Origin of the sequence: Streptomyces sp. NPDC002785 (assembly GCF_040295565.1) — a bacterium.
Lineage (GTDB): Bacteria > Actinomycetota > Actinomycetes > Streptomycetales > Streptomycetaceae > Streptomyces.
The window spans coordinates 21,195-43,519 of the sequence record NZ_JBEOVN010000044.1; the positions used below are offsets into that span (position 1 = coordinate 21,195).

Annotated in this window: 15 protein-coding genes, 1 tRNA gene and 3 pseudogenes; 11 read left to right on the top strand and 8 right to left on the bottom strand. The window is 69.9% G+C overall.

Annotated elements, in window-relative coordinates:
* Nucleotides 1-44 precede the first annotated feature (44 nt).
* On the bottom strand, nucleotides 45-1,328 hold the full coding sequence (locus ABTZ94_RS13820) for an MFS transporter (protein ID WP_351200724.1): 1,284 nt from the start codon (nucleotides 1,326-1,328) through the stop codon (nucleotides 45-47).
* Nucleotides 1,329-1,674: 346 nt separating this feature from the next.
* Entirely contained in the window at nucleotides 1,675-3,210 is a 1,536-nt protein-coding gene (locus tag ABTZ94_RS13825; RefSeq protein ID WP_502967237.1) for a potassium/proton antiporter, read from the bottom strand.
* A gap of 288 nt (nucleotides 3,211-3,498) precedes the next feature.
* On the opposite strand from ABTZ94_RS13825, the gene ABTZ94_RS13830 reads away from it, so the two are divergent.
* Nucleotides 3,499-6,249, top strand: coding sequence for a penicillin acylase family protein (locus tag ABTZ94_RS13830; RefSeq protein WP_351200726.1), 2,751 nt, complete (start codon nucleotides 3,499-3,501; stop codon nucleotides 6,247-6,249).
* On the opposite strand, the gene ABTZ94_RS13835 is transcribed toward ABTZ94_RS13830, so the two are convergent.
* Complete coding sequence (locus tag ABTZ94_RS13835) at nucleotides 6,239-6,838, bottom strand: 5-formyltetrahydrofolate cyclo-ligase (RefSeq protein ID WP_351200728.1); 600 nt, start codon at nucleotides 6,836-6,838, stop codon at nucleotides 6,239-6,241. The two genes, ABTZ94_RS13830 and ABTZ94_RS13835, sit on opposite strands and share 11 nt — an antisense overlap.
* A 93-nt stretch (nucleotides 6,839-6,931) precedes the next feature.
* On the opposite strand from ABTZ94_RS13835, the gene galU reads away from it, so the two are divergent.
* The 8 genes from galU (at nucleotide 6,932) to pglW (ending at nucleotide 17,375) form a co-directional block, all read left to right on the top strand.
* The gene (gene galU, locus ABTZ94_RS13840) at nucleotides 6,932-7,834 is read left to right on the top strand and encodes a UTP--glucose-1-phosphate uridylyltransferase GalU (protein WP_351200730.1); all 903 of its coding nucleotides are present in this window, start codon (nucleotides 6,932-6,934) and stop codon (nucleotides 7,832-7,834) included.
* Between the two features lie 4 nt (nucleotides 7,835-7,838).
* Nucleotides 7,839-9,149, top strand: coding sequence for a molybdotransferase-like divisome protein Glp (glp, locus tag ABTZ94_RS13845; protein ID WP_351200731.1), 1,311 nt, complete (start codon nucleotides 7,839-7,841; stop codon nucleotides 9,147-9,149).
* 287 nt (nucleotides 9,150-9,436) lie between these two features.
* Nucleotides 9,437-9,937, top strand: coding sequence for a cyclic pyranopterin monophosphate synthase MoaC (gene moaC / locus ABTZ94_RS13850; protein ID WP_351200733.1), 501 nt, complete (start codon nucleotides 9,437-9,439; stop codon nucleotides 9,935-9,937).
* Nucleotides 9,934-10,500, top strand: a complete 567-nt coding sequence (locus tag ABTZ94_RS13855; RefSeq protein WP_351200735.1) for a MogA/MoaB family molybdenum cofactor biosynthesis protein — start codon at nucleotides 9,934-9,936, stop codon at nucleotides 10,498-10,500. The genes moaC and ABTZ94_RS13855 overlap by 4 nt, the downstream gene beginning before the upstream one ends.
* A 17-nt stretch (nucleotides 10,501-10,517) precedes the next feature.
* Entirely contained in the window at nucleotides 10,518-11,129 is a 612-nt protein-coding gene (locus tag ABTZ94_RS13860) for a GNAT family N-acetyltransferase (RefSeq protein ID WP_351200737.1), read from the top strand.
* Between the two features lie 158 nt (nucleotides 11,130-11,287).
* Complete coding sequence (gene sepX, locus ABTZ94_RS13865; protein ID WP_351200739.1) at nucleotides 11,288-12,409, top strand: divisome protein SepX/GlpR; 1,122 nt, start codon at nucleotides 11,288-11,290, stop codon at nucleotides 12,407-12,409.
* A gap of 87 nt (nucleotides 12,410-12,496) precedes the next feature.
* Nucleotides 12,497-12,570, top strand: a tRNA-Ala gene (locus ABTZ94_RS13870).
* A 386-nt stretch (nucleotides 12,571-12,956) separates the two neighbouring features.
* On the top strand, nucleotides 12,957-17,375 hold the full coding sequence (gene pglW / locus ABTZ94_RS13875) for a BREX system serine/threonine kinase PglW (RefSeq protein ID WP_351200741.1): 4,419 nt from the start codon (nucleotides 12,957-12,959) through the stop codon (nucleotides 17,373-17,375).
* Nucleotides 17,376-17,426: 51 nt separating this feature from the next.
* Here the strand turns inward: pglW and ABTZ94_RS13880 are convergent, their stop codons facing one another.
* The 3 genes and pseudogenes from ABTZ94_RS13880 to ABTZ94_RS13890 form a co-directional block, all read right to left on the bottom strand.
* Nucleotides 17,427-17,747 carry a hypothetical protein gene (locus ABTZ94_RS13880; RefSeq protein WP_351200743.1) on the bottom strand — a complete coding sequence of 107 codons (321 nt, stop codon included), beginning with the start codon at nucleotides 17,745-17,747 and terminating at the stop codon, nucleotides 17,427-17,429.
* Nucleotides 17,748-17,765: 18 nt separating this feature from the next.
* The gene (locus ABTZ94_RS13885; protein WP_351200745.1) at nucleotides 17,766-18,308 is read right to left on the bottom strand and encodes an RHS repeat domain-containing protein; all 543 of its coding nucleotides are present in this window, start codon (nucleotides 18,306-18,308) and stop codon (nucleotides 17,766-17,768) included.
* 155 nt (nucleotides 18,309-18,463) lie between these two features.
* A pseudogene (locus tag ABTZ94_RS13890) lies at nucleotides 18,464-19,495 on the bottom strand (ISAs1 family transposase); the annotation flags it as partial.
* Nucleotides 19,496-19,722: 227 nt separating this feature from the next.
* On the opposite strand from ABTZ94_RS13890, the pseudogene ABTZ94_RS13895 reads away from it, so the two are divergent.
* Together ABTZ94_RS13895 and ABTZ94_RS13900 are read left to right on the top strand one after the other, a co-directional pair.
* Nucleotides 19,723-19,890 (top strand): annotated as a pseudogene (locus ABTZ94_RS13895) (integrase core domain-containing protein); the annotation flags it as partial.
* 119 nt (nucleotides 19,891-20,009) lie between these two features.
* The gene (locus ABTZ94_RS13900; protein ID WP_351200749.1) at nucleotides 20,010-20,582 is read left to right on the top strand and encodes a dihydrofolate reductase family protein; all 573 of its coding nucleotides are present in this window, start codon (nucleotides 20,010-20,012) and stop codon (nucleotides 20,580-20,582) included.
* A gap of 73 nt (nucleotides 20,583-20,655) precedes the next feature.
* Here the strand turns inward: ABTZ94_RS13900 and ABTZ94_RS13905 are convergent, their stop codons facing one another.
* A complete protein-coding gene (locus tag ABTZ94_RS13905; RefSeq protein ID WP_502967238.1) occupies nucleotides 20,656-20,928 on the bottom strand; it encodes a hypothetical protein in 273 nt (90 codons plus the stop codon).
* A pseudogene (locus ABTZ94_RS13910) lies at nucleotides 20,904-22,325 on the bottom strand (type IV secretion protein Rhs); the annotation flags it as partial. The pseudogene ABTZ94_RS13910 and the gene ABTZ94_RS13905, both read right to left, overlap by 25 nt.

Here is a 22,325-nt window from a genome sequence, read left to right on the forward strand (position 1 = left end):
TCAATGAGTGCTAACGACGCTCCATAGTGACGTATTCCGCTGGATCAGTCCACCGTGACCGGCTCCCGGTGACCGATACCACGTGCCACGGTCCGTTCCGAAGCGGCGGGTGCGAGCCTGGAGCGCAGTGCCAGCAGGGTGGCCAGCGCCAGTACGGTCCCCACAAGCGGCACCACGAAACCGGTGCTCGCGCCGTGGGCGTCGGCGAGCCTCCCGGCGACCGTCACCGCGGCCGCCTGGCCGAGGGCGACCGAGCCCGTCAGCCAGGTGAACGCCTCGGTCCGGGCGGACCCCGGCACCAGCGCCTCGACCAGCGTGTAGCCGCTGATCAGGGCCGGGGCGATGGAGAGCCCGACCAGCAGTCCGAGCCCGGCCAGCAGGGGCACGGAGTGCACCGCCCACAGTCCGGACGCGGTCAGGGTCAGTGCCGCGTACCCGACGATCAGACGCCGTCGCGGCCCGCTCTTCCAGGCGATGGCGCCGCAGGCGATCCCGGCCAGCATGTTGCCGGCCGCGAAGACCCCGTACAGCAGACCGTTCGCCCCGGGCCGGCCGATCTCCTCGGTGAAGGCGGTCAGCGAGACCTGCATGCCGCCGAAGACCGCGCCGATTCCCAGGAAGGCCACCGCGAGCACCCGTACACCCGGTATGGACAGGGCGGACTCATGCCGCTGAGAGGAGCCGGACGCGGTGTCGCGCACCGCCGGCTGGGTGCGGCGCTGCGCGGCGAAGAACAGTCCGCCGACCAGAGTCAGCCCGGCTTCCGCGATCAGGCCGGCCGCCGGGTGCACTCCCGTGCACAGTGCGGTGGCGAGCACCGGGCCGATGACGAAGGTGAACTCGTCCGTCACCGATTCGAAGGCGGCCGCGGTGGACATCAGCGGCGAGGCCTTACGGCCCGGTGCCGCGCCCAGTACGGCCGCCCAGCGGGCCCGTACCATCGGCCCGATCTGCGGAACGGACGCGCCGGTCGGCACGGCCGCCGCGAACAGGGCCCACAGGGGCGCGTCCGCCAGCGCCAGCGCAGTCAGTGCGGATACGGACGCCGCGTGCACCAGGACACCGGGCAGCAGCACGGCGCGCTGGCCGAAACGGTCGGCGAGTTTGCCGGTCTGCGGTGCGAACAGTGCCATGGAGACACCGGTCACGGCGGCGACGGAGCCCGCGCTGCCGTACGAGCCGGTGGTGTGCTGAACCAGTAGCACGATGCCGATCGTCAGCATCGCGAAGGGCTGCCGTGCGGCGAAGCCCGGCAGGAGAAACGTCCACGCACCGGGGGTGCGCAGCAACTGCCCGTAACCGGGGCGGTCGGAGACCGTGGACGCCACGGTCCATGCCTTTCTGCCGCCTGGTGGCCGAGCTCCCGCGGGTCCGGGCCGGCACAGGTGGTGCGGGCTCGTGCGAGTGCTGCCGAGAGCTGTCCTCTTCGCGCGGAACTGCGGTAGATGCCGGGCGCTCAGCAGAGGCGGAGGACGCCACGACCGCCATACGGTCGCGCCAGCTCTGCATCAGGCAGAGTTGGTCGTTCAGATTGGTCGATCGGGTTGGCCGACCCCACTGCAGGGGCCGATCAGGTTTCCTGCATGATACAGGCGGACGTCCTTGCGCACCTCTGATGTGCGCAAGGCCCACGCCCCCGCCCCGGATCGACAGCGCGCAGCCCCGGCGGCCTTCTCAACGGCGCGTTTTCGGCCCGTCGGCCTTCCTCGGCTTCTTCATGGTCTTCAGCTTGTGCGTCACCTCATGTGCCACATGAGGCCCGGCGAGGCTCCCGTCGCTGCCATTCGTCCCCAGCCAGCCCGCGAGCTTGCCGCCCTCGCCGACCGCGCGCAGCCGTTCCTCCGCCGCGTCGCGCACCGGGTCGGTGGTGACCACCAGCAGTTCGTCGCCGCGTCGCAGTATGGTCGACGGCGCCGGTACGAAGCTCTTGTGGTCCCGTACGACCAGGGTGACCGCGGCCCCGGCGGGCAGCCGCAGCTCCCCGATCTCCACGCCGTGCATCTTCGACTTCCCGGGGATCGCCACCGACAGCAGATGGCCGCGCAGCCGCTCCAGCGGCGCCGACTCGATGCCCAGGTCGGTGGCCTCGGCCGGATCGTCGGCGATCTTCAGGGCCTTCGCCATCCAGGGCAGGGTCGGTCCCTGGATGAGGGTGTACACGACGACGAGTACGAAGACGATGTTGAAGACGCGGGTGGAGCCCTCGACTCCGGACACCATCGGAATGGTCGCCAGGATGATGGGTACGGCGCCGCGCAGCCCCGCCCAGGACATGAACGTCTTCTCCTGCCAGGGCAGCCGGAACGGCGCCAGCGAGATGAAGACCTCCAGCGGACGTGCCACCACGGTCAGTACCAGGCCCACGATGACGGCGGGCCAGAAGTCGTCGAGCAGATCGTGCGGGGTGACCAGGAGTCCGAGCAGCACGAACATGCCGATCTGGGCGATCCAGCCGAGCCCGTCGGCGAAGCCGCGGGTGGCGGGCCAGTGCGGCAGTTTGGCGTTGCCGAGGATCATCGCGGCCAGATAGACGGCGAGGAAGCCACTGCCGTGGGCCAGGGCGCCCGCCGCGTACGCGGACACCGCGATCGCCATCACGGCGATCGGATACAGACCGGACGCGGGCAGCGCCACATGACGCAGTCCGAACGAGCCGAGCCAGCCAACAGCGAGACCGACGGCCGCACCGATCGCGAGCTCCAGGGCAATCTCGCCGACCAGTACGTACCAGCTGTCCACCGGCCCCCTGGTCGAGAAGGCCACCACCAGGATCACGACGGGCGCGTCGTTGAAGCCCGACTCGGCCTCCAGTATCCCGGTGACCCGGGCGGGCAGCGGCACCTTGCGCAGCACGGAGAAGACCGCGGCGGCATCCGTCGACGAGACGACCGCGCCGATGATCAACGACTGCCGCCAGTCCAGGCCGACCAGGTAGTGCGCCCCGGCTGCGGTGACGCCGACGCTCACCGCGACGCCGACGATCGAGAGTGCCGCGGCAGCCGGCAGTGCGGGTTTGATCTCTTTCCACTTCGTGCCCAGGCCACCCTCGGCGAGGATCACGACAAGTGCGGCATAGCCGATCACCTGGGTCAGTTCCGCATTGTCGAACTTGACGTCGAAGATGCCGTCCTGCCCTATGGCGATCCCGATGCCGAGGTACAGGAGCAGGCTGGGGAGCCCGCTGCGGGACGAGATGCGCACCGCCGCCACCGCGACGAGCAGGACGAGTGAGCAGACGAGCAGGAGTTCGTTGAGCGCGTGGACAGTCAGTGGCCGTTCCTTCCCTGCGTACGCCTGCCGAATCAATCCTCGGCATCGGCCATGGACGGCCGGTACTTCGTTACCTTACCTAATCTTTAACGCTTTCTTGATGCGCTCGATCATTCGTGCGATCGCCACGCAATTCGAGCCATCCCGATGCCGCGTCAGAGCCGCCCCGGTCCTGCGCCTATGGTTGCTCCTGCACTCCCAGGACCACCTGCCCCTCGAAGGACAGCGATGCCCGCCAACACAACCGCCTCTTCCGGCACCACTGGTTCCGCCGGTGGGAAGACCGGCAGGAAGAAGGGGCGACGTGCCCGCCTGATCGTGATCGTTCTGGTGCTGGCGCTTGTCGCGGGTATCGGTTACGGCGCGTTCTGGTCCGTATCCACCGTGCGGGCCTCGTACCCGCAGACGACCGGTTCCATCAAGCTCGACGGCCTCGACGGCAACGTCGACGTCAAGCGCGACAGCTACGGAATCCCGCAGCTGTACGCGGACTCCGATGCCGACCTCTTCCGCGCCCAGGGCTTCGTACAGGCGCAGGACCGCTTCTGGGAGATGGACGTCCGCCGTCATATGACGGCAGGCCGGCTCTCCGAGATGTTCGGCTCCGGACAGGTCGACACGGACTCCTTCCTGCGCACGCTCGGCTGGCGCAAGGTAGCCCAGGAGGAGTACGACAACGTCCTGTCCGCGGACACCAAGAAGAACCTCCAGGCGTACGCGGACGGCGTGAACGCCTACCTCAAGGGGCGCGACGGCAAGGACATCTCCGTCGAGTACGCCGCCCTCGGCCTCACCAACGACTACAAGCCGAGCGAGTGGACCCCGGTCGACTCGGTCGCCTGGCTCAAGGCCATGGCCTGGGACCTGCGCGGCAACATGCAGGACGAGATCGACCGCTCGCTGATGACCAGCAGGCTCGACGCGAAGCAGATCGAGGACCTCTACCCGCAGTACCCGTACGACAAGCACGATCCGATCGTCAGTGGGGGCGGGATCTCCTCGGTCACCGGGAAGTTCGACCCGGACGCGGCACCGTCGACGGGCATCGGCTCGAACACCATGGCGAGCGCCACCGAGGGCCTGAACACCCAGCTCTCCTCGCTCTCCGACACCCTCGACCAGATCCCGGCGCTGCTCGGCCCGAACGGCAACGGCATCGGGTCCAACTCCTGGGTGGTCTCCGGCGACTACACGACGACCGGCAAGCCGCTGCTGGCCAACGACCCGCACCTGGCGCCCCAGCTGCCCTCGCTCTGGTACCAGATGGGGCTGCACTGCCGCGAGATCACGGCGACCTGCCAGTACGACACCGCGGGCTACACCTTCGCCGGGATGCCCGGCGTGATAATCGGCCACAACCAGGACATCGCCTGGGGCTTCACCAACCTCGGCGCGGACGTCAGCGACCTCTTCCTGGAGAAGGTCTCCGGCGACGGCTACCTGTACGACGGCAAGGTCAAGCCCTTCACCGTCCGTGACGAGATCATCAAGGTCGCGGGCGGCAAGAGCCGGAAGATCACCGTCCGCGAGACCAACAACGGTCCGCTGGTCTCCGACCGCAGCGGTGAACTGGAGAAGGTCGGCCAGAAGGCCCCCGTCGGCAACTCGGCTCCGGACCGGGCCGAGGGTTACGCGGTCGCCCTGAAGTGGACCGCGCTGGAACCCGGCCACTCCATGGACGCGGTCTTCGAGCTCAACCGGGCCAAGGACTTCAAGAGCTTCCAGGCGGCGGCCGAGCACTTCGAGGTTCCCTCGCAGAACCTCATCTACGCCGACACCAAGGGCCACATCGGCTACCAGGCACCCGGGAAGATCCCGGTCCGCCTCCAGGGCGACGGCACGATGCCCAGCCCCGGCTGGTCCTCGGAGTACGGCTGGAAGAAGGACCCGGTCCCGTTCGACGAGCTGCCCTACGAGTACGACCCGAAGCGCGGCTACATCGTCACCGCCAACCAGGCCGTCATCGACGAGAAGAAGTACCCCCACCTGCTCACCAAGGACTGGGGCTACGGCGCCCGCAGCCAGCGGATCAGCGACCTCATCCAGTCGAAGATCAAGGGCGGCGGGAAGATCTCGACCGAAGACATGCAGAAGATGCAGATGGACAACACCAGCGCGATCGCCGCGCTGCTGGTGCCCGAGCTGATGAAGATCAATATCTCGGACAAGAGCGTCCGCGAGGCACAGAAGCTCCTGGAGGGCTGGGACTACACCCAGGAGTCCGACTCGGCCGCGGCCGCGTACTTCAACGCGGTCTGGCGCAACATCCTGAAGCTGGCCTTCGGCAACAAGCTTCCCAAGGAGCTGCGGGTCGAGGGCGAGTGCCTCAATGTGCCCCGGGCCGACCTCTCGGGCCCGGTCGACGAGCAGGGCAAGCTGGTGCGCGAGTGCGGCCGGCGCGACGCGGACTCGGCGCAGCCGGACGGCGGTGACCGCTGGTACCAGGTGGTCGCCGACCTGATGGACGACCCGAACAGCGACTGGTGGAAGTCGCCGAGGAGTGGCCGGGACACGGCGACCGAGAACCGCGACCAGCTGTTCGCCCGCGCCATGGAGGACGCCCGCTGGGAGCTGACCGCGAAGCTCGGCAAGGACATCACCACCTGGAGCTGGGGACGGCTGCACCAGCTGACCCTGAAGAACCAGACCCTCGGCACCGAGGGCCCCGGTCTGCTCCAGCGGGCCCTCAACCGCGGCCCGTGGAACCTCGGCGGTGGCGAGGCCGCGGTGAACGCCAGCGGCTGGAACGCGGCGGGCGGCTACGACGTCGTCTGGGTTCCGTCGATGCGGATGGTCGTCAACGTGGGGGACTGGGACAAGTCCCGCTGGATCAACCTCACCGGCGCCTCCGGGCACGCGTTCAGCGCGCACTACACCGATCAGACCGACAAGTGGGTCAACGGTGAACTGCTCGACTGGTCCTTCGGGACGAACGCCGTCGCCAAGTCGACGACCGACGCCCTGACCCTCAAACCGTAGGGCCCGTCCGGCGGATCACGGCCGGTGTCACCACCACGTCCACGGGGTGGTCGTGCGGTTCCTCAGGGACCTGCGCGACCACCTCGTTGTCGTAGAGCAGGACGACCAGCGCCGGGTGCGCCCCCGCCGCGGCGAGCCGGGCGAGCACCCGGTCGTAACTGCCGCCGCCACGACCGAGCCGCATGCCGCGCGCGTCCACCGCGAGCCCCGGCAGCAGGACCACCTCGGCGTCCAGAACCGCGTCGGGACCGAGTCGTTCGCCGTTCGGCTCCAGCAGCCCGCGGCCGGCCCGGACCAGACGGCCGGCTCCTTCGTACGGCGCCCAGTCCAGATCGTTGTCCGCGAGGAGCACCGGCAGCAGCACCCGCACGCCCCGCTCACGCAGCGCGTCCAGCAGGGCGCGGGTGCCCGGCTCACTCCCCACCGAGACATACGCGGCGACGGTACGAGCCCCGGACAACTCCGGAAGGTTCAATGCGCCCCGGGACAGAACCGACGCGGCGTTTTCCACGTCTTCCCGGGTCAGAAGGCGGCGCGCGGCCAGCAGTTCACGCCTGAGGAGCGCCTTTCGGGACGGATCGGTGTTCATCGGGCACCTTGATTCTCTTGTATGTGTATATAGCCGTACAAAGTTAATCGGAGCATCATCTTCCGCCCGTACGTACCGGTTATGGTTCTGCGCATGACTCAGTCGCACACCAGGATCAGCAAGGCTGTCATCCCGGCCGCGGGCCTCGGTACCCGCTTCCTGCCGGCCACCAAGGCCACTCCCAAGGAGATGCTGCCTGTGGTCGACAAGCCCGCGATCCAGTACGTCGTCGAGGAAGCGGTGGCGGCCGGTCTCTCCGACGTCCTGATGATCACCGGACGCAACAAGCGCCCCCTCGAGGACCACTTCGACCGCAATTACGAACTGGAGTCCGCGCTCACCCGCAAGGGAGACGCCGAACGGCTGCAGAAGGTCCAGGAGTCGAGCGACCTGGCCACCATGCACTATGTCCGGCAGGGCGACCCGCGCGGCCTCGGCCACGCCGTGCTGTGCGCCGCGCCGCACGTGGGCGACCAGCCGTTCGCGGTCCTCCTCGGCGACGACCTGATCGACCCGCGCGACCCGCTGCTGGCCCGTATGGTCGAGATCCAGGAGCGCGAGGGCGGCAGCGTCGTCGCGCTGATGGAGGTCGCCCCGGAGCAGATCCACATGTACGGCTGCGCGGCCGTCGACCCCACCGCCCAGGGTGATGTGGTGCGCGTCACCGGCCTGGTCGAGAAGCCCGACACGGCCGAGGCGCCCAGCAACCTCGCCGTGATCGGCCGCTATGTCCTGGACCCCGCCGTCTTCGACATACTGCGCAAGACCGAGCCGGGCCGCGGCGGCGAGATCCAGCTCACCGACGCCCTGCAACTCCTCGCCGACGACGAGAAGATCGGCGGCCCCGTGCACGGCGTCGTTTTCAAGGGACGCCGCTATGACACCGGTGACCGGGGCGATTACCTCCGTGCCATTGTCAGACTCGCGTGCGAACGTGAAGACCTGGGCCCGGACTTCCGGACCTGGCTCCGCAGTTACGTCACCGAGGAGATGTAGCACTTTGAGCAGCACGATCTGGTCGGTGGACGAGCACCTGGAAGACATTCTCGGCGCAGTGCGACCGCTCGAACCCATTGAGCTGCAACTGCACGACGCCCAGGGCTGCGTCCTCGTCGAGGACGTCATCGTGGAGATCGCCCTGCCGCCCTTCGACAACAGCTCGATGGACGGGTACGCGGTCCGCGTCGCCGATGTCGAGGGCGCCGACGAGGAGTTCCCCGCGGTGCTCACCGTCATCGGTGACATCGCGGCGGGCAACGACGGGCTGCCCGGCGACCGGAGCGTCGGCCCGGGCGAGGCCGCCCGCATCATGACCGGCGCACCGCTGCCGGCCGGCGCCGAGGCCGTGATCCCGGTCGAGTGGACCGACGGCGGCAGCGGCGGCGACGCCGCCGACACCATGCGCGCCCACCGCGCCGCCCCCGAGGGCGCGGGCGGTGAGGTCCGCGTGCACCGCCCCGTCGGGGCGCGCGCCCATGTCAGGGCCCGCGGCAGCGACGTCGAGCCGGGCGATCTCGCCCTGCGCGCCGGATCGGTGATCGGCCCGCCGCAGATCGGACTGCTCGCCGCGATCGGCCGCTCGACGGTGAAGGTGCGGCCCCGGCCGCGCGTGGTCGTCATCTCGACCGGCAGCGAACTGGTGCAGCCCGGCGAGGAGCTGACCGACGGCCAGATCTACGACTCGAACAGCTTCGCGCTCACGGCCGCCGCCCGGGACGCCGGAGCGATCGCCTACCGGGTCGGCGCCGTCACCGACGACGCCGACACGCTCCGCGCCACGATCGAGGACCAGCTGATCCGCGCCGACATCGTCGTCACCACCGGAGGCGTCAGCGTCGGTGCGTACGACGTCGTCAAGGAAGCCCTGTCGCCGGTGGGTGACGAGGACGAGCCCGGCAGCGGCATCGACTTCCGCAAGCTCGCCATGCAGCCCGGCAAGCCCCAGGGCTTCGGCTCGATCGGCCCCGAACACACGCCGCTGCTGGCGCTCCCGGGCAATCCCGTCTCGGCGTACGTCTCCTTCGAGCTGTTCGTACGGCCCGCGATCCGCGCCCTGATGGGACTTCAGGACGTGAACCGCCCCACCGTCCGAGCCACGCTGAACACCGCCAAGGCACTCACCTCGCCGTCCGGCAAGCGCCAGTTCCTGCGCGGTACGTACGACGCGGAGGCCGGCACCGTCACCCCCGTCGGCGGCTCCGGATCGCATCTGATCGCGGCTCTTGCCCAGGCCGACGGGCTGATCGTGCTGCCCGAGGACGTCACCTGTGCCGAGACCGGCACGGACACCGAGGTGATCCTGTTCCGCTGATCCCCGGGCGGTGGCGGTACGGTATCTGCCGCTGTGCCTTCCCGGGGACACCCCCGGGCCCGGGGCTCGCACCCCGGTGCGGGCCCAGGGTCTGTCCGGCGGATCATGGCCGGGGCGCGGCGTCTGGCACGGCACCTCGCGGCGTTGCCGAAATGTCCGAATAGCTCCGCTATTAGGATGCTCCGGCGCCTTGCGATGCACCGCACCGGACGCCGCGCCCTGACCGACCCTGATCCGCCGGACAGGCCCTGGCGGGCAACCGGCGCCCTACCGCGAGGCGGAGTTAGTTGAGTACGCAGAACAGGCTGACGCACATCGACGAGGCGGGCGCGGCCCGCATGGTCGACGTCTCGGAGAAGGACGTCACCGCGCGGGTGGCCCGCGCGAGCGGCCGGGTTCTCGTCTCGCCGCGCGTCGTCGAGCTGCTCCGCGGCGAAGGGGTCCCCAAGGGCGACGCCCTCGCCACGGCCCGTATCGCCGGGATCATGGGCGCCAAGCGCACTCCCGACCTGATCCCGCTCTGCCACCCGCTCGCCGTCTCCGGCGTCGAGGTCGACCTGAGCGTCGCCGACGACGCAGTGGAGATCACCGCCACGGTGAAGACCACGGACCGCACCGGCGTCGAGATGGAGGCCCTGACCGCCGTCTCGGTCGCCGCGCTCACGGTGATCGACATGATCAAGGCGGTCGACAAGGCGGCGGTCATCACGGATGTGCGGGTCGAGTCGAAGTCGGGCGGCAAGTCCGGCGATTACCGGCGCACCGCGGCGGACGGAGCGGAGGCATGACCGACCCCAAAACCGCGAGGCCCGCCGACGGTCGGCCGTCCGGGGCAGCGCTCGGTGGCGGGCCGTCCGCCCCGTACGCCGCTCTCGTCGTCACCGCATCCAACCGGGCCTCCGCCGGGGTCTACGCGGACAAGGGCGGCCCCCTGATCTCCGAGGGGCTCGCGCGGCTCGGCTTCGCCGTCGACGGGCCGCAGGTCGTGCCCGACGGCGACCCGGTCGAACAGGCACTCCGGGATGGGGTGGCCGCCGGGTATGACGTGATCGTCACGACCGGTGGTACGGGCATCTCGCCCACCGACCGCACCCCCGAGGCCACCCGTCGCGTCCTCGACCACGAGGTCCCCGGCATCCCCGAGGCGATCCGTGCCGAGGGCCGCGACAAGGTGCCCACCTCCGCGCTCTCCCGCGGCCTCGCGGGCGTCGCCGGCCGCACACTCATCGTGAACCTGCCAGGCTCCACCGGCGGGGTGCGCGACGGCCTCGCCGTCCTCGCACGTCTCCTGGTGCACGCCGTCGACCAGCTCCGTGGCGGCGATCACCCCCGACCCGGGAGCCCGAGCTGAACGTCCCGACCTGGCCGGTGGTCCTCAACGACGGCGAGATCACCCTCCGTCCGGTAAAGATGCGCGACCAGCGCATGTGGCGCGAGGTCAACCGGCGCAACCGTGAATGGCTGCGCCCCTGGGAGGCGACCGTGCCGCCGCCCGCCCCGGGCGGACCGGTGGCCCAGCGTCCGACGTACCGTCAAATGGTCCGCCATCTGCGCGCCGAGGCCAACGCGGGCCGGATGCTGCCCTTCGCCATCGAGTACGAGGGCCGCCTGGTCGGTCAGTTGACGGTCGCCGGGATCACCTGGGGCTCGATGTGCTCGGGCCACATCGGCTACTGGGTGGACCGGGAGGTGGCCGGCCGCGGTGTGATGCCGACCGCGGTCGCCCTCGCCGTCGACCACTGCTTCAGCAGGGTCGGACTGCACCGCATCGAGGTGTGCATTCGCCCGGAGAACGGGCCCAGCAGAAGGGTCGTCGAGAAACTGGGATTCCGTGAGGAAGGTCTGCGCCCGCGCTATCTCCACATCGACGGCGCCTGGCGCGACCATCTGATCTACGCGCTCACCGCGGAGGAAGTGCCCGACGGGCTGCTCCGGCGCTGGCACCGGACAAGACCCGGAACACCAAGAGAAATAAAATAAGTGTTCGATATTGATCGCCATGGAGTCACAAACGAACGTGCAAACCCGCACGGTCGATCTGAACAATCACAAAAAAAGTCCTTGATATCAGCCGGATCGTGCGACACACCGGGCCAATTGGCGGATGTCCCCGCGCAAACCCCTCTACGGTGTGAGACGTGAGCAGCAGCGGCCTCATCTATGCAGTCATCGTCGGGGCCTGGGCCGCCTACTTGGTGCCGATGTGGCTCCGCAGGCAGGACGAGCTCAATGAAGCCCGTCCGACGGAACGCTTCAGCACCGCCATCCGGCTGCTGTCCGGACGGGCGGCCATGGAGCGCCGGTACGCCAAGGAGCTACGGGAGCGCGCCACCGAGGAGGCGGGGCCCGACGCCGACCCGGACGTCGACACGGACCGAATGGATTCCGTGGACGTCCGGGCCTTCGCCGCACCCCCGGCGCATACCGAAGCCCGGGTGTACGACCCGGCGCGCACGCCCGAGCGCACGGACCGGGAACGCCCCGCGTCCGGTCCCGTGCGGCGCGCGCGCCGCACAGGCGGGACGGACGCCGAGCGCGTCCGGCGCGCCCAGCGCCTCCAGGTCCTCGCGCGCCGTCGGCGTACCACCGTCGTCCTCTTCCTCGCCTTCACCCTCGGTGCGGTCGTCGCGGCGGTCGGCGGCCTCGGCTTCCTCTGGGCACCCGCGGTTCCGGCGGTGCTGCTGAGCACGTACATCGTGCATCTGCGCGCCCAGGAGCGACGCCGGTTCGTCTTCACCATGGACCGGCGCCGGGCCGAAGTGGCGGCGCAGCATCTGCGCGAGAGCCGTCCCCGCAGGCACCAGTCGGCCGCGGCGGCCCCCGCCGAGGCCGACGAGGAGCCCGAAGCGCGCCGCCCCGAGCCCGAGCCCGCGCCGGCGGTCTCCCCGCAGGAGGCCGGCCGCCGCGCCCTGGTCGAGCAGACGGACCACGCCGAATGGGTCGACCAGCAGCGCGAACGAGGCCAGGTCCAGGGCGACAGCTGGGAGCCGGTCCCGGTCCCCCTGCCGACGTACGTCACCGCACCGGTCGCCCCGCGCGCCACGGGCAGCGTCGAGGTCGGCAACCCGGAGACCTGGAGCGCGGCCCGCTCCAGCACTGCCGAACCCACCCAGACGGGCACCTCGCACCCCGTGGCACCCCCCGTCGACCCGGCACCGCGCCAGCGCACCAACCAGTCCCGCCGCACCCGCGACCGCGGCCGGACTCCGCTCTTCGACCAGTACGAGGACGGGGAACGCCCCCGTGCCGCCAACGAGTGAGCCCCGCCCGAAGCCGCCCCGGCTGACCAGTGACGGAACGGATTTCCAAGCATCCCGGTGAGGGTGCTAAAGTTTCACTCGTTGCAAGGGCCTGTGGCGCAGTCTGGTAGCGCACCTCGTTCGCATCGAGGGGGTCTGGGGTTCAAATCCCCACAGGTCCACCGCAGCTCAGAGCCCCTACCGGGAAAGTCCGGTAGGGGCTCTTTGGCGTTGCCCGACAGCGATGTGCATTGCATGGCTGGGGCGGGTGCTTTCCGACCGGCACCTTGGCTGCAGCATCACGATCTGACTCGGCGTCTACCGCCGATGATTCGGACACCGGTCTGCGTAACCTGCCGCCGCATGGCTTGCACAGACCAGGCAGCGGGAGCGGACCGTCTCGTGGGTAGCCACTAAGATGCGGCCAGGGGCATGGTGCAGGACAGTCCCGGCAATCGGGGGAAGGGGCGTTCACAGGAGAGGGCCTACCCTCCTGTGGCCCGTCGAGTTCCTTGAGCCGTGCTCCTGCCCGTAACCCTGCCCATACCGATGCTCCTGGAGGTCTCCGGTGAAGTCAGCCGCGCGGCCGTCCGCCCCGAAGCCCGGTCCTCCACCGCGCCAGGAGCGCTGGTTCCAGCCGCGCCGTTCCGGGTTCGGGTGGGAACAGGAGGGGCTGGACCATGTGCGGCAGCTGATGCCCCAGGTCGAGCCGTTCCGGGCATGGGCCACGTTCCAGTTCACCGGTGCCTCTGGGCGGGTCAACGAGTGCGACCTGCTGATCGCTGTGCCGGGAGGCGCGTACCTGCTGGAGCTGAAGGGCCACCCCGGCCGGGTGGTCAACCATGGCGACACCTGGCAGTTCCACGCCGACCGGGTGCGCACTCTGAAGAACCCGCTGCACCTCACCGACCTCAAGGCCAAGGAGCTCAAGGAGCAGCTCACTCGCGCGGCGCGTGCCCTGAATGAGGACCCGAGGCTGGTCCCCTTCATCAAACCGGCGGTCTTCCTGCACGACCCCGACCTGGTGAGCGAGCTCGACGAGTTCCAGCGCACCGCCGTCTACGGGCGCAACGACGGCGTCAGCGGACTTCCGGGGATCTGGGACGGTCTGCTGGGCCTGCCGCCCGAGCGTGAGAGCTGGCGCATCACGCCACGGACCGGTCTGCTGCTGGAAAAGCTGATGAAGCACATCGGCGTCAGTCACTCCATGGCTCACCTGCGCTTCGGCAGTGACTGGCGTCTGGAACCGCGTGCCCTGGACGCGGGCCCCGGCTGGGAGGACCGGCTCGCGACCCGGGACGACAGCCTGGTGAAGGAGAGCGGCCGGGTAAGGATCTACCTCGCCGGTCAGGCAGCCTCGACGCAGCAGCGCGACGCGGTGGACCGGGCGGCTCGCCGCGAGTACCAGGTACTGCAGGGCATCAACCACCGCGGCATCGTGCAGGCCGTACAGATCCGGGAGCACGCAGGTGGACCGGCGATCCTGTTCCGCCACCGTGCCTCGGACCTGCGCCTCGACGCCTACCTCGACGCGTACGGCAGCCGGCTGACCGCCAAGGACCGGCTGGACATGGTGCGCCAGCTCGCCGAGGCGGTGCGCTACGCGCACAACCGGTCTCTGTACCACCGCGCCCTCTCGGCCCGTTCGGTGTACGTCTCGGCCGAGGAGGACGGCAGTGACCCGGTCATCAGGGTCGCGGACTGGCAGACGGCCGCGCGTGACTTCCGGACGACACTGCACCGCTCCCTCGGTGACAGCCCGCTGGACTCCGGCCTGATCGCGGATGTCGCACAGGTCTATCTCGCTCCCGAGTCCGGCCAGGAGTTCGCCGACCCGGTGGATCTCGACGTGTTCGGTCTGGGCAGCCTGGCGTATCTGCTGTTGACGGGTCGCCCGCCTGCCGAGCGGCGCAGCGCGCTGGTGGACCGGCTGGCGGGCGAGGGAGGGCTGCACCCGTACGCGGTCGCCGACGGAGTGTCCGCAGCTCTCGACGAGCTGGTCTTCCAGGCCACCGCGGCCGACGTACGCCACCGGCCGGTGTCGGCCGACGAGTTCCTGCGGTTGCTGGACGCGGCCGAGATCGATGCGGCGACCCCCGAACCGGCGGGCGCGCCGACCGCCGATCCGTTGACGGTGCAACCCGGACAACCTCTGGACGGCACCTGGACGGTCACCCGGATCCTCGGTACCGGCGCCACGGCCCGCGCGCTGCTCGTGCGCCGGACCGGGGACGACCCCGAGGGGCCTGCGGACTCCCCGAGGGTCTTCAAGGTCGCCCTCGACCACGAGAAGGACGCACGCCTGTACGCGGAGGCCGAGGCCCTGAAGGAGGTCGGCGGCGGACAGATCGTCAAGTTGCTGGCCGATCCCCGGGAGCTCGGCGGCCGCACGGTGCTGGAGATCGAGTACGCGGGGGGTTTCCGCCCGGCCGTCGACCGGGACCCGGTCAGTCTCGGTTCGCGTCTGCGTGGCGAGGGCCGACTGGGCTACGACCAGCTGGAGCGTTTCGGCAACGACCTCTTCGCGGCCTTGGACGCCCTGGCCGCCAGGGGCGTGCGCCACCGTGACATCAAACCGGACAACCTCGGGCTGTTCCGGCGCAGTGACGGCTCCTGGCAACTGATGCTGTTCGACTTCTCCCTGGCCGACGTGCCGGACAGGGACGTCCAGGCGGGTACGCGCGGCTATCTCGACCCGTTCCTGGGCGGAAGCCGCCGCGCCCGTTATGACGATCACGCCGAGTGGTACGCCGCCGCGGTCACCCTGCACGAGATGGCGTCCGGCGAACGCCCGGTGTGGGGCGACGGCGCGACCGACCCGCTGACGGTCACGAAAGCCAAGCTGTACGTCGCTGCCGAGCTGTTCGACCAGGCGCTGAGCGAAGGGCTGACCCACTTCTTCGAGCGGGCCCTGCACCGTGATGCCGAACAGCGTTACGACAGCCTGCGCGACATGCAGGAGGCGTGGCGGCGGCTGTTCCGTACGGCGGACTCGGCGCGTCCGGCGACCACGCCCGCCACGGTCGGGATGACCGCCGAGGACATCGAGGACGCCCGTGAGCAGGCTGCGGCGGTCGCCGATCTGAAAACACCGCTGGAGGCGGCGGGGTTGTCGCCGCGGGCTGTGTCCGTCGCCGCGTCCCTCGGCGCCTCGACGGTCGGGGCGCTGCTCGATGTCCCTCCGCACACGATTTCCCGCGCGCGGGGCGCCGGGAACGCGATCCGCAAGGAGCTCAACCGCCGCCACCGCCAGTGGTCGCACGATCTGCGCAAGCCTCCCGAGCCCCGCAGACCGGTGGCGATCGCGATGGACGCCCCCGAGGAGGCGCTGGAGTCGGTGGAGACGCTGGCCGCGCGGCTCATGCCCCCGGAGAACCAGGGGCGTCGTACGAAGCCGCGTCCCGATGTCGTACGCGCCACCCTCCAGCTGCCGGGCGGCGCCGACCTGGGGGACTGGCCGACGCAGACCGCCATTGCCAAGGCGCTCGACATCAGCCAGAACACGGTCTCCCAGCATCAGCTCGCCGCGGTCGAACGCTGGGCGGGCCTGCCGTGGATGGACCGGATCCGGGACGAGCTGGCGGCGATACTCTCCGAGCAGGGCAGAGTGATGACCGCCGTGGAGCTGGCGGACGAGCTGCGCGTCCGGCACGGGGCGGGTGACGGCGATGCGGCCGATACGCCGGCCCGGTCGCTGGCCGTGGTCCGCGCGGCGGTGGACACGGAGGCCCGCAAGCGGGACGAGAACGCCGTCTCCGAGCCTCCGGCACGACTGGCCATGCTGCGGCGCGACGGTTGTGTGCTGCTGGCGCTGGAGGATCAGCCCGGCGCGGACGAGCCGACGCCCGCCGAACTCGCCGACTACGCCGCGGCGCTGGGCGTCGTGGCGGCCAAGGTCGCTGTCCGCGATCCGCTGCCCGGCCGGGTGACGGTGCTGCGGGAACTCCGCGCGGTCGGCGCGCCCGAGGGCATGATCCCGCTGGCCGACACCCGGCTCGTCGACCTGGCCGCTGCCATGGCACGGGGCGTCGGAGTCTCTCCGCGACTGGAGCTCTACCCGCTGGGTCTGGACCTGGTCCCGGCGCTGCGCATCTCGCAGGCCGCCGCAGGGGTGCGGCCCGACACCGGGATCGGCACCGACGACCTGCTGGCCAGGGTGCGTGCCCGTTTCCCCACGTTGGCGGTGCTCGCCGACACCACGTACGTGGAGTTGGAAGAGGCCCTGGACCAGGCCGGCTTCCCGCTCGCCTACGACCAGCAGCGCAAGCGTTTCCTGCCGCGCGCCCGGGAGGCCGTCACTTGGCACACCGAGCAGACGGTGTCCGCGCTGGCCAGTACTCGGACGCTGATCGAGGACGCGCAGAGCGAACTGGCGCTCGGCCGCGATCCCCGGCGGGTCCGGGCCGCCCGCCTCCAGGCGGCCCGCCGACGGGGCGGTTTCGTCGCTCTCACGGTCAAGGGGCCCGAACTCCCCGGTGTGGCCGAACGGTTGGCGGAGCGATTCGATGTGACGCCACTAGCCCTGGACGATCTCCTCCTCACGACACTGCGGGAGCTGGCCCAGGAGCAGCGTGCGCCCTGGCAGGCGCTACTGAAGGCGGATGCCGCGTTCGCCGCCTCGGGGAGCATCGGCGCGGGCCTCGCCTCCTACGCGCGGCTTGCGTTGGAGCGGGTCGTGGCCCGTGTCGCGGAGCTGGCGGCGGCTGCCGGGCCGCGCACGGTGCTGCTCGCTCACCGGGCCGGGCTGGTTGCCCGCTACTGGGAGGTGGGGGGACGGGAGTTGCTGGTCGCGTTGCAGAACGCCGCCGGGCGCCCCGCTGATGCTCCGCACGGCTTGTGGCTCCTCGTCCCCATGGAGGATCCCGAGGCCTCGCCCGCCCTGGATGGCCGCACGGTGGATGTGGTGGACCGGGCGACCGGGTGGGTGGTGCTCGACGGGCTGTTCCTGAAGGAGCTGAAGTCGGGGACGTGGGAGAACGCGGGCTGACAGGGACCCTTGGCCGGGGGCCGTTGAACAGTTACCTCCTCGGCCCCCTGCTCAGCTTTCAAGCAAGTCGGTGACGTATTCGCGGAGTTCAGGCGGCAGCTCCCCGAGTCGGATCTCCCGCAGCTGTGAGACATGGTCAAGGCCGACATGGCCGGTTGACATCAATTCGAGGATGGCGTGGAGCTCGGCCTCCAGGGCCGAGTTCTCCTTCTCGGAGGCCGCAGCCGCAGACAGCAGCGTTGCCAACGCGGAAGCCTGAGCAGGTGAATAGGCGCTCAACCGATCGGTGACTTCGTCGGCCGCGCGTTCACGCACCCCCGATGCCGCATCCAGGACCTTGCGCGCCATGTCGATAAATTCACGGGATTCCATGTACTCAACCTATTTGGATCAATACGGCAGTGGGTACCGGCTCGGCCAGGGGGTATGTGTACTGTCGGCCGCATATAGGTCTCGGTCCAGTTCCGCGTGGACCGCCGTCACCCGGCCGACCGCGTCGAGGTCGAAGCGGCGGGAGCCGGAGAGGCGGTCGAGGATGCGGCGGGTCAGCTCGCGGCCGGCCTTGTCGTAGGCGAAGTCGATGGCCCAGCCGGAGGCCAGCATGCCGGTGCGGCGTCCGGCTGCGTCATACGACCAGGTCGTCGCCGCGCCGTACGGCGTCCTACGACCCGTGCGACGCCCCAACTCGTCGTAGCAGTAGGTCATCAGGCGGCCGTCGACCGTCTCCTCGCGTACCCGGCCGAATCGATCTCGCAGCACCGTCAGCGTGCTGCCGCTCGGGGCCTTCGTCACTTGGTCGGTCAGGTCGTAGGCGTAGGTGGTGACCCCACCAGCCGCGTCCTTGCGGACCACCTGGCCCAGCTCGTTGCGTTCGAGCCGCACCGTCTGGTCCAGGGCTTCGGCGTAGTTGCGTGACGCCGGGTTTGTGCTCATCCGAGGCCGAGGAGCGCGAGGGGGCGACGGGGGTCGCGGGCGTTGTGACGGAGGCTGGCCGCGATGTTCTTCACCCCGGCTGTCCGGAGGGCTCCGATGGCGAGGTTGCGCCAGGTGGCCATCGCGCGGGGCGCGTTGCCGGTCCGCAGCTGTGAGGCGTCCTCGGCGAAGGTGGTGTCGCGGACGTGGTGCAGGGCCTCGATCGTCCAGTGGTCACGGACGAGTCGGGCGAGTTGGGGCGGGGCGGCCTGCCCGGCGGTCAGGCTGGTGACTGCGTAGACGGTCGTGATCGTGGTTTTGTCGGTCTTTCGGTCGGTGCGGCGGCGCTTGGTCTGGACGGCCTGGCGGGCTCCGGGGAAGAAGAGGTTGTTCACGGTGGCGACCTTGATCCGGCGGATCTCCGAGCGGCCGTGGCCGACGCCCTTGGTGCGGCCCTGAAGCGGGATGTCCTTCCACGGAAGGGACTTGAGCTGCCTGCGCAGCTTCTTCTGGTTGCCCTTGACGATCACGATGTAGTGGGCACCGCGGCCCAGGAGGTAGTCGGCGTGCTCGCGCTGGGTGTGCATCGCGTCGCTGGTGACCACGACGCCGGCCAGTTCGGCCACAGTGTTCAGCAGCGGCTGGAAGCAGGTGATCTCGTTCGTCTTCTCGCCGACGTCCAGCTGGGCGAGGATCAGGCCGGTGGTGTGTTCCAGAGCGGCGGGCAGGTGAATCTTCCGGCCCTTCGCCTTGGCCGCGCCACGCAGGCTCTTGCCGTCCACGGCCAGGCCGCGGAGCCCGGCGGTCCCGGTCGCCTTCGGTCTGCGGTCCGCGAGCCAACTGCCGACCGCTCGGTCCAGCGCGTCGCCGTCGAGGCGGGCCATCAGTCGGCGGACCGTTGTCTCGGCGGGCAGGACCCGTTTGGGCAGCAGCGGATCGGGGCGGGCGCCGACCTGTTCCAGCACATGCGCCGGAGCGTCGGCGATCCACTCGCCGACCGCCAGTAGCGAGGTCGCCCCGGCCAGCACCGCACACGCAGTGAGTGCGAGGACGACGGCCAGGCGGTGGCGCACCCCGCGTGGATCACGCGGGTCCGGTACCTCGGCCAACCGCTTCAGAAGGCGCGGGACCTCCTCGGATTCGACCTCGGGGTGCTCGCGGAGCTGGTCAAGGGCAGGCGGGATCAGCGATGATGCGTCGGCAGGCACGGTCTTCCACTCGGGTCACGGGGCGTCGAGAACTCCATGATCTTGGAAGCCGTGCCTGTCACGTTCCGGGCCCGTCGCTAACCTGACAGACCACCGCGAACCGGGCGTCACGCGACTACGCCGAAGCCCTGAGCCGGATGCTCGGAAACGGGCCCGTCCGGTTCGGAGGGAGGCCGAGCGGAAAAGGCCCTGCCCAGCAGGGACCTCGCCGCTCGACCGACCCTACCCGCACCCTCCTCGACGAATGGGCCTACGCGCAGCCCTACCGGAGCGAAGCTGAGCGACGCGACGCCTACCTCGCCTGGCTGCACACCTACAATCACCACCGCGGACACACCGCGCTCAAGGGCCAACCACCCGCCAGCCGCGTCCCCAACCTCACAGGGCAATACAGCTGGGGCCGAAACGGTCGAGGCCGCAGGGCAAGTGCCCGACGACCGATGAGTTTCTCCGCCCTCCTCAGTCATTCAGTCATAGTTGCCGCACCACAGCCACGTGACATGGGAGACCTCAGATGCGCACCCTGATCAGCACCGCCTTCGTCTCGCTCGACGGCGTAGTGGAGGCCCCGGGCGGGGAGCCCGGATACCGGAACTCGGGGTGGACCTTCAAGGACATGGAGTTCGTGCCGGAGGCATTCGAGATCAAGGGCCGTGAGCAGCAGGAGGCCACCGCGATGATGATGGGCCGGGTCAGCTACGAGGCGTTCAGCCCGGTCTGGCCGGACATGGCGGAGTTCGCCCACTACAAGGCCATGCCGAAATACGTCGTCTCCACCACCCTCAGCGAAGACGACCTGGTCCCGAACTGGGGCGAGATCACGATCCTGCGCTCACTCGACGAGGTCGCCGCCCTGAAGGAGACCGAGGGCGGCCCGATCATCGTCCACGGCAGCGCCACCCTCAGCCGGAACCTCTCGGACGCCGACCTGATCGACCGCTACCACCTCCTCGTCTTCCCACTGCTGCTCGGCGCGGGCAAGCGCCTGTTCAGCGACACGGACAAGGACACCCAGAAGCTGAAGCTGATCGAGCACGAGGCGTACTCCAACGGCCTGCAGAAGAACGTCTTCGACGTCATCCGCTGATGGTCTGTGCCGGCAGTCCGAGGTGGCCGCGCAGGCAGGGCTTCGGCGTAGTTGCGTGACGCCGGGTTTGTGCTCATCCGAGGCCGAGGAGCGCGAGGGGGCGACGGGGGTCGCGGGCGTTGTGACGGAGGCTGGCCGCGATGTTCTTCACCCCGGCTGTCCGGAGGGCTCCGATGGCGAGGTTGCGCCAGGTGGCCATCGCGCGGGGCGCGTTGCCGGTCCGCAGCTGTGAGGCGTCCTCGGCGAAGGTGGTGTCGCGGACGTGGTGCAGGGCCTCGATCGTCCAGTGGTCACGGACGAGTCGGGCGAGTTGGGGCGGGATCAGCGATGATGCGTCGGCAGGCACGGTCTTCCACTCGGATCACGGGGCGTCGAGAACTCCATGATCTTGGAAGCCGTGCCTGTCACGTTCCGGGCCCTGGTCTTCTGCCGCAGGGTGACCCGGCCGAGGGCGTCGTGCTCGAAGCGGACGCCTCCGGCGCGGGTGATGCTGGTGCCGCTGTAGGAGCGCTCCCCGATGGCTTCGCTGCCGGGGTGCCGGTCCGGCCAGGACGCCGAGGTCTGGTTGCCCGCGTCGTCGTACGCGTACCGCTCCGTCCAGCCGGGGGCATGGACGGCGGTGGGCCGGCCCATGCGGTCGAGGTCGAAGGTGCGGGTGCCCGACAGCCGGTCCGCGACGGAGAGCAGATGCCCGTCGGCGCGGTAGGCGTAGGCGCGGCTGTTGACGGCCTGGGCTCCTGATGTGATGTGCTGCGCGGCGAGCCGTCCGGCTTCGTCCCAGGCCGATGTCATGGTGATCGCGTCGCCGAAGGCGCGGGTCAGCTCGCGGCCAGCGGCATCGTGGGTGAAGTCGACCCGCTGGCCGCCGGTGGTCAGTTGCTCGGGTAGTCCGTCGGCGCCGTAGGAGTACGAGGTGACATGACCGGTCGGTGTGGTGCGGCGGATTCGGCGGCCCAGGTCGTCGTAGGCGTAGTCAAGGGGGCGGCCGTCGACCAGCTCGGTCTTGACCTGTCCGCGGCGGTTGTACTGGTACCGGAGTTCGCTGTCCGGTCCGATCGCTTCCAGCAGGCGTCCGGCCCTGTCGTAGGCGTAGGTCGTGACCCGGCCGTCGACGTTCTTGCGGAGCACCTGGCCGAGCTGGTCACGGACGAACGAGATGGTGCCGCCGAGCGTGTCGACCCGCTCGGTGAGCTGGCCTGCGGCGTCCACACGGTAGGTCAGGGTGCGCCCGTCGAAGTCGGTCTCGGACACGATGTTGCCAACCGCGTCGTATTCGTACGTCCAGGTCAGGCCCTGCGGGTTGGTGACCCGGGTGAGGCGCAGGTCGTTGTCGTGCTCGAACTCGTAGCGGCCGCCGTCGGCGCGGGTGCTGGCGAGCGGGAGGTCGAAGTGGGTGTATTCGTAGCTCGAGACGCTGCCGGAGGCGTCAATGTGGGTCAGGCAGTTGCCCTCGCCGTCGTAGGTCCAGGACTGTGTCGTGCCGTCCGCGTCGGTGCGCCGGGACAGCATGCCCTCCACGGTCCATTCGAGGTGGGTGACCGCACCGAGCGGGTCGGTAAGGGTGACCGGTCGGCCGAACGCGTCTCGGACGAGGCGGGACTTGGCGCCGAGCGGGTCGGTCACCTCGATCGGCAGACCGGCCGCGTTGCTGCGGATGTGGGTCGTGTTGCCGAGCGCGTCCGTCACGGAGGTCGCATGGCCGGCCTCGTTGTAGGTGGTACGTGTCGCGGCGCCGGACGGGTC

Coding starts and splice junctions, on each gene's coding strand:
- ABTZ94_RS13830 (WP_351200726.1), top strand. CDS start 3,499: ATGCCCGCCAACACAACCGCCTCTTCCGGCACCACTGGTTCCGCCGGT.
- ABTZ94_RS13835 (WP_351200728.1), bottom strand. CDS start 6,838: ATGAACACCGATCCGTCCCGAAAGGCGCTCCTCAGGCGTGAACTGCTG.
- galU (WP_351200730.1), top strand. CDS start 6,932: ATGACTCAGTCGCACACCAGGATCAGCAAGGCTGTCATCCCGGCCGCG.
- ABTZ94_RS13855 (WP_351200735.1), top strand. CDS start 9,934: ATGACCGACCCCAAAACCGCGAGGCCCGCCGACGGTCGGCCGTCCGGG.
- ABTZ94_RS13880 (WP_351200743.1), bottom strand. CDS start 17,747: ATGGAATCCCGTGAATTTATCGACATGGCGCGCAAGGTCCTGGATGCG.
- ABTZ94_RS13885 (WP_351200745.1), bottom strand. CDS start 18,308: ATGAGCACAAACCCGGCGTCACGCAACTACGCCGAAGCCCTGGACCAG.
- ABTZ94_RS13900 (WP_351200749.1), top strand. CDS start 20,010: ATGCGCACCCTGATCAGCACCGCCTTCGTCTCGCTCGACGGCGTAGTG.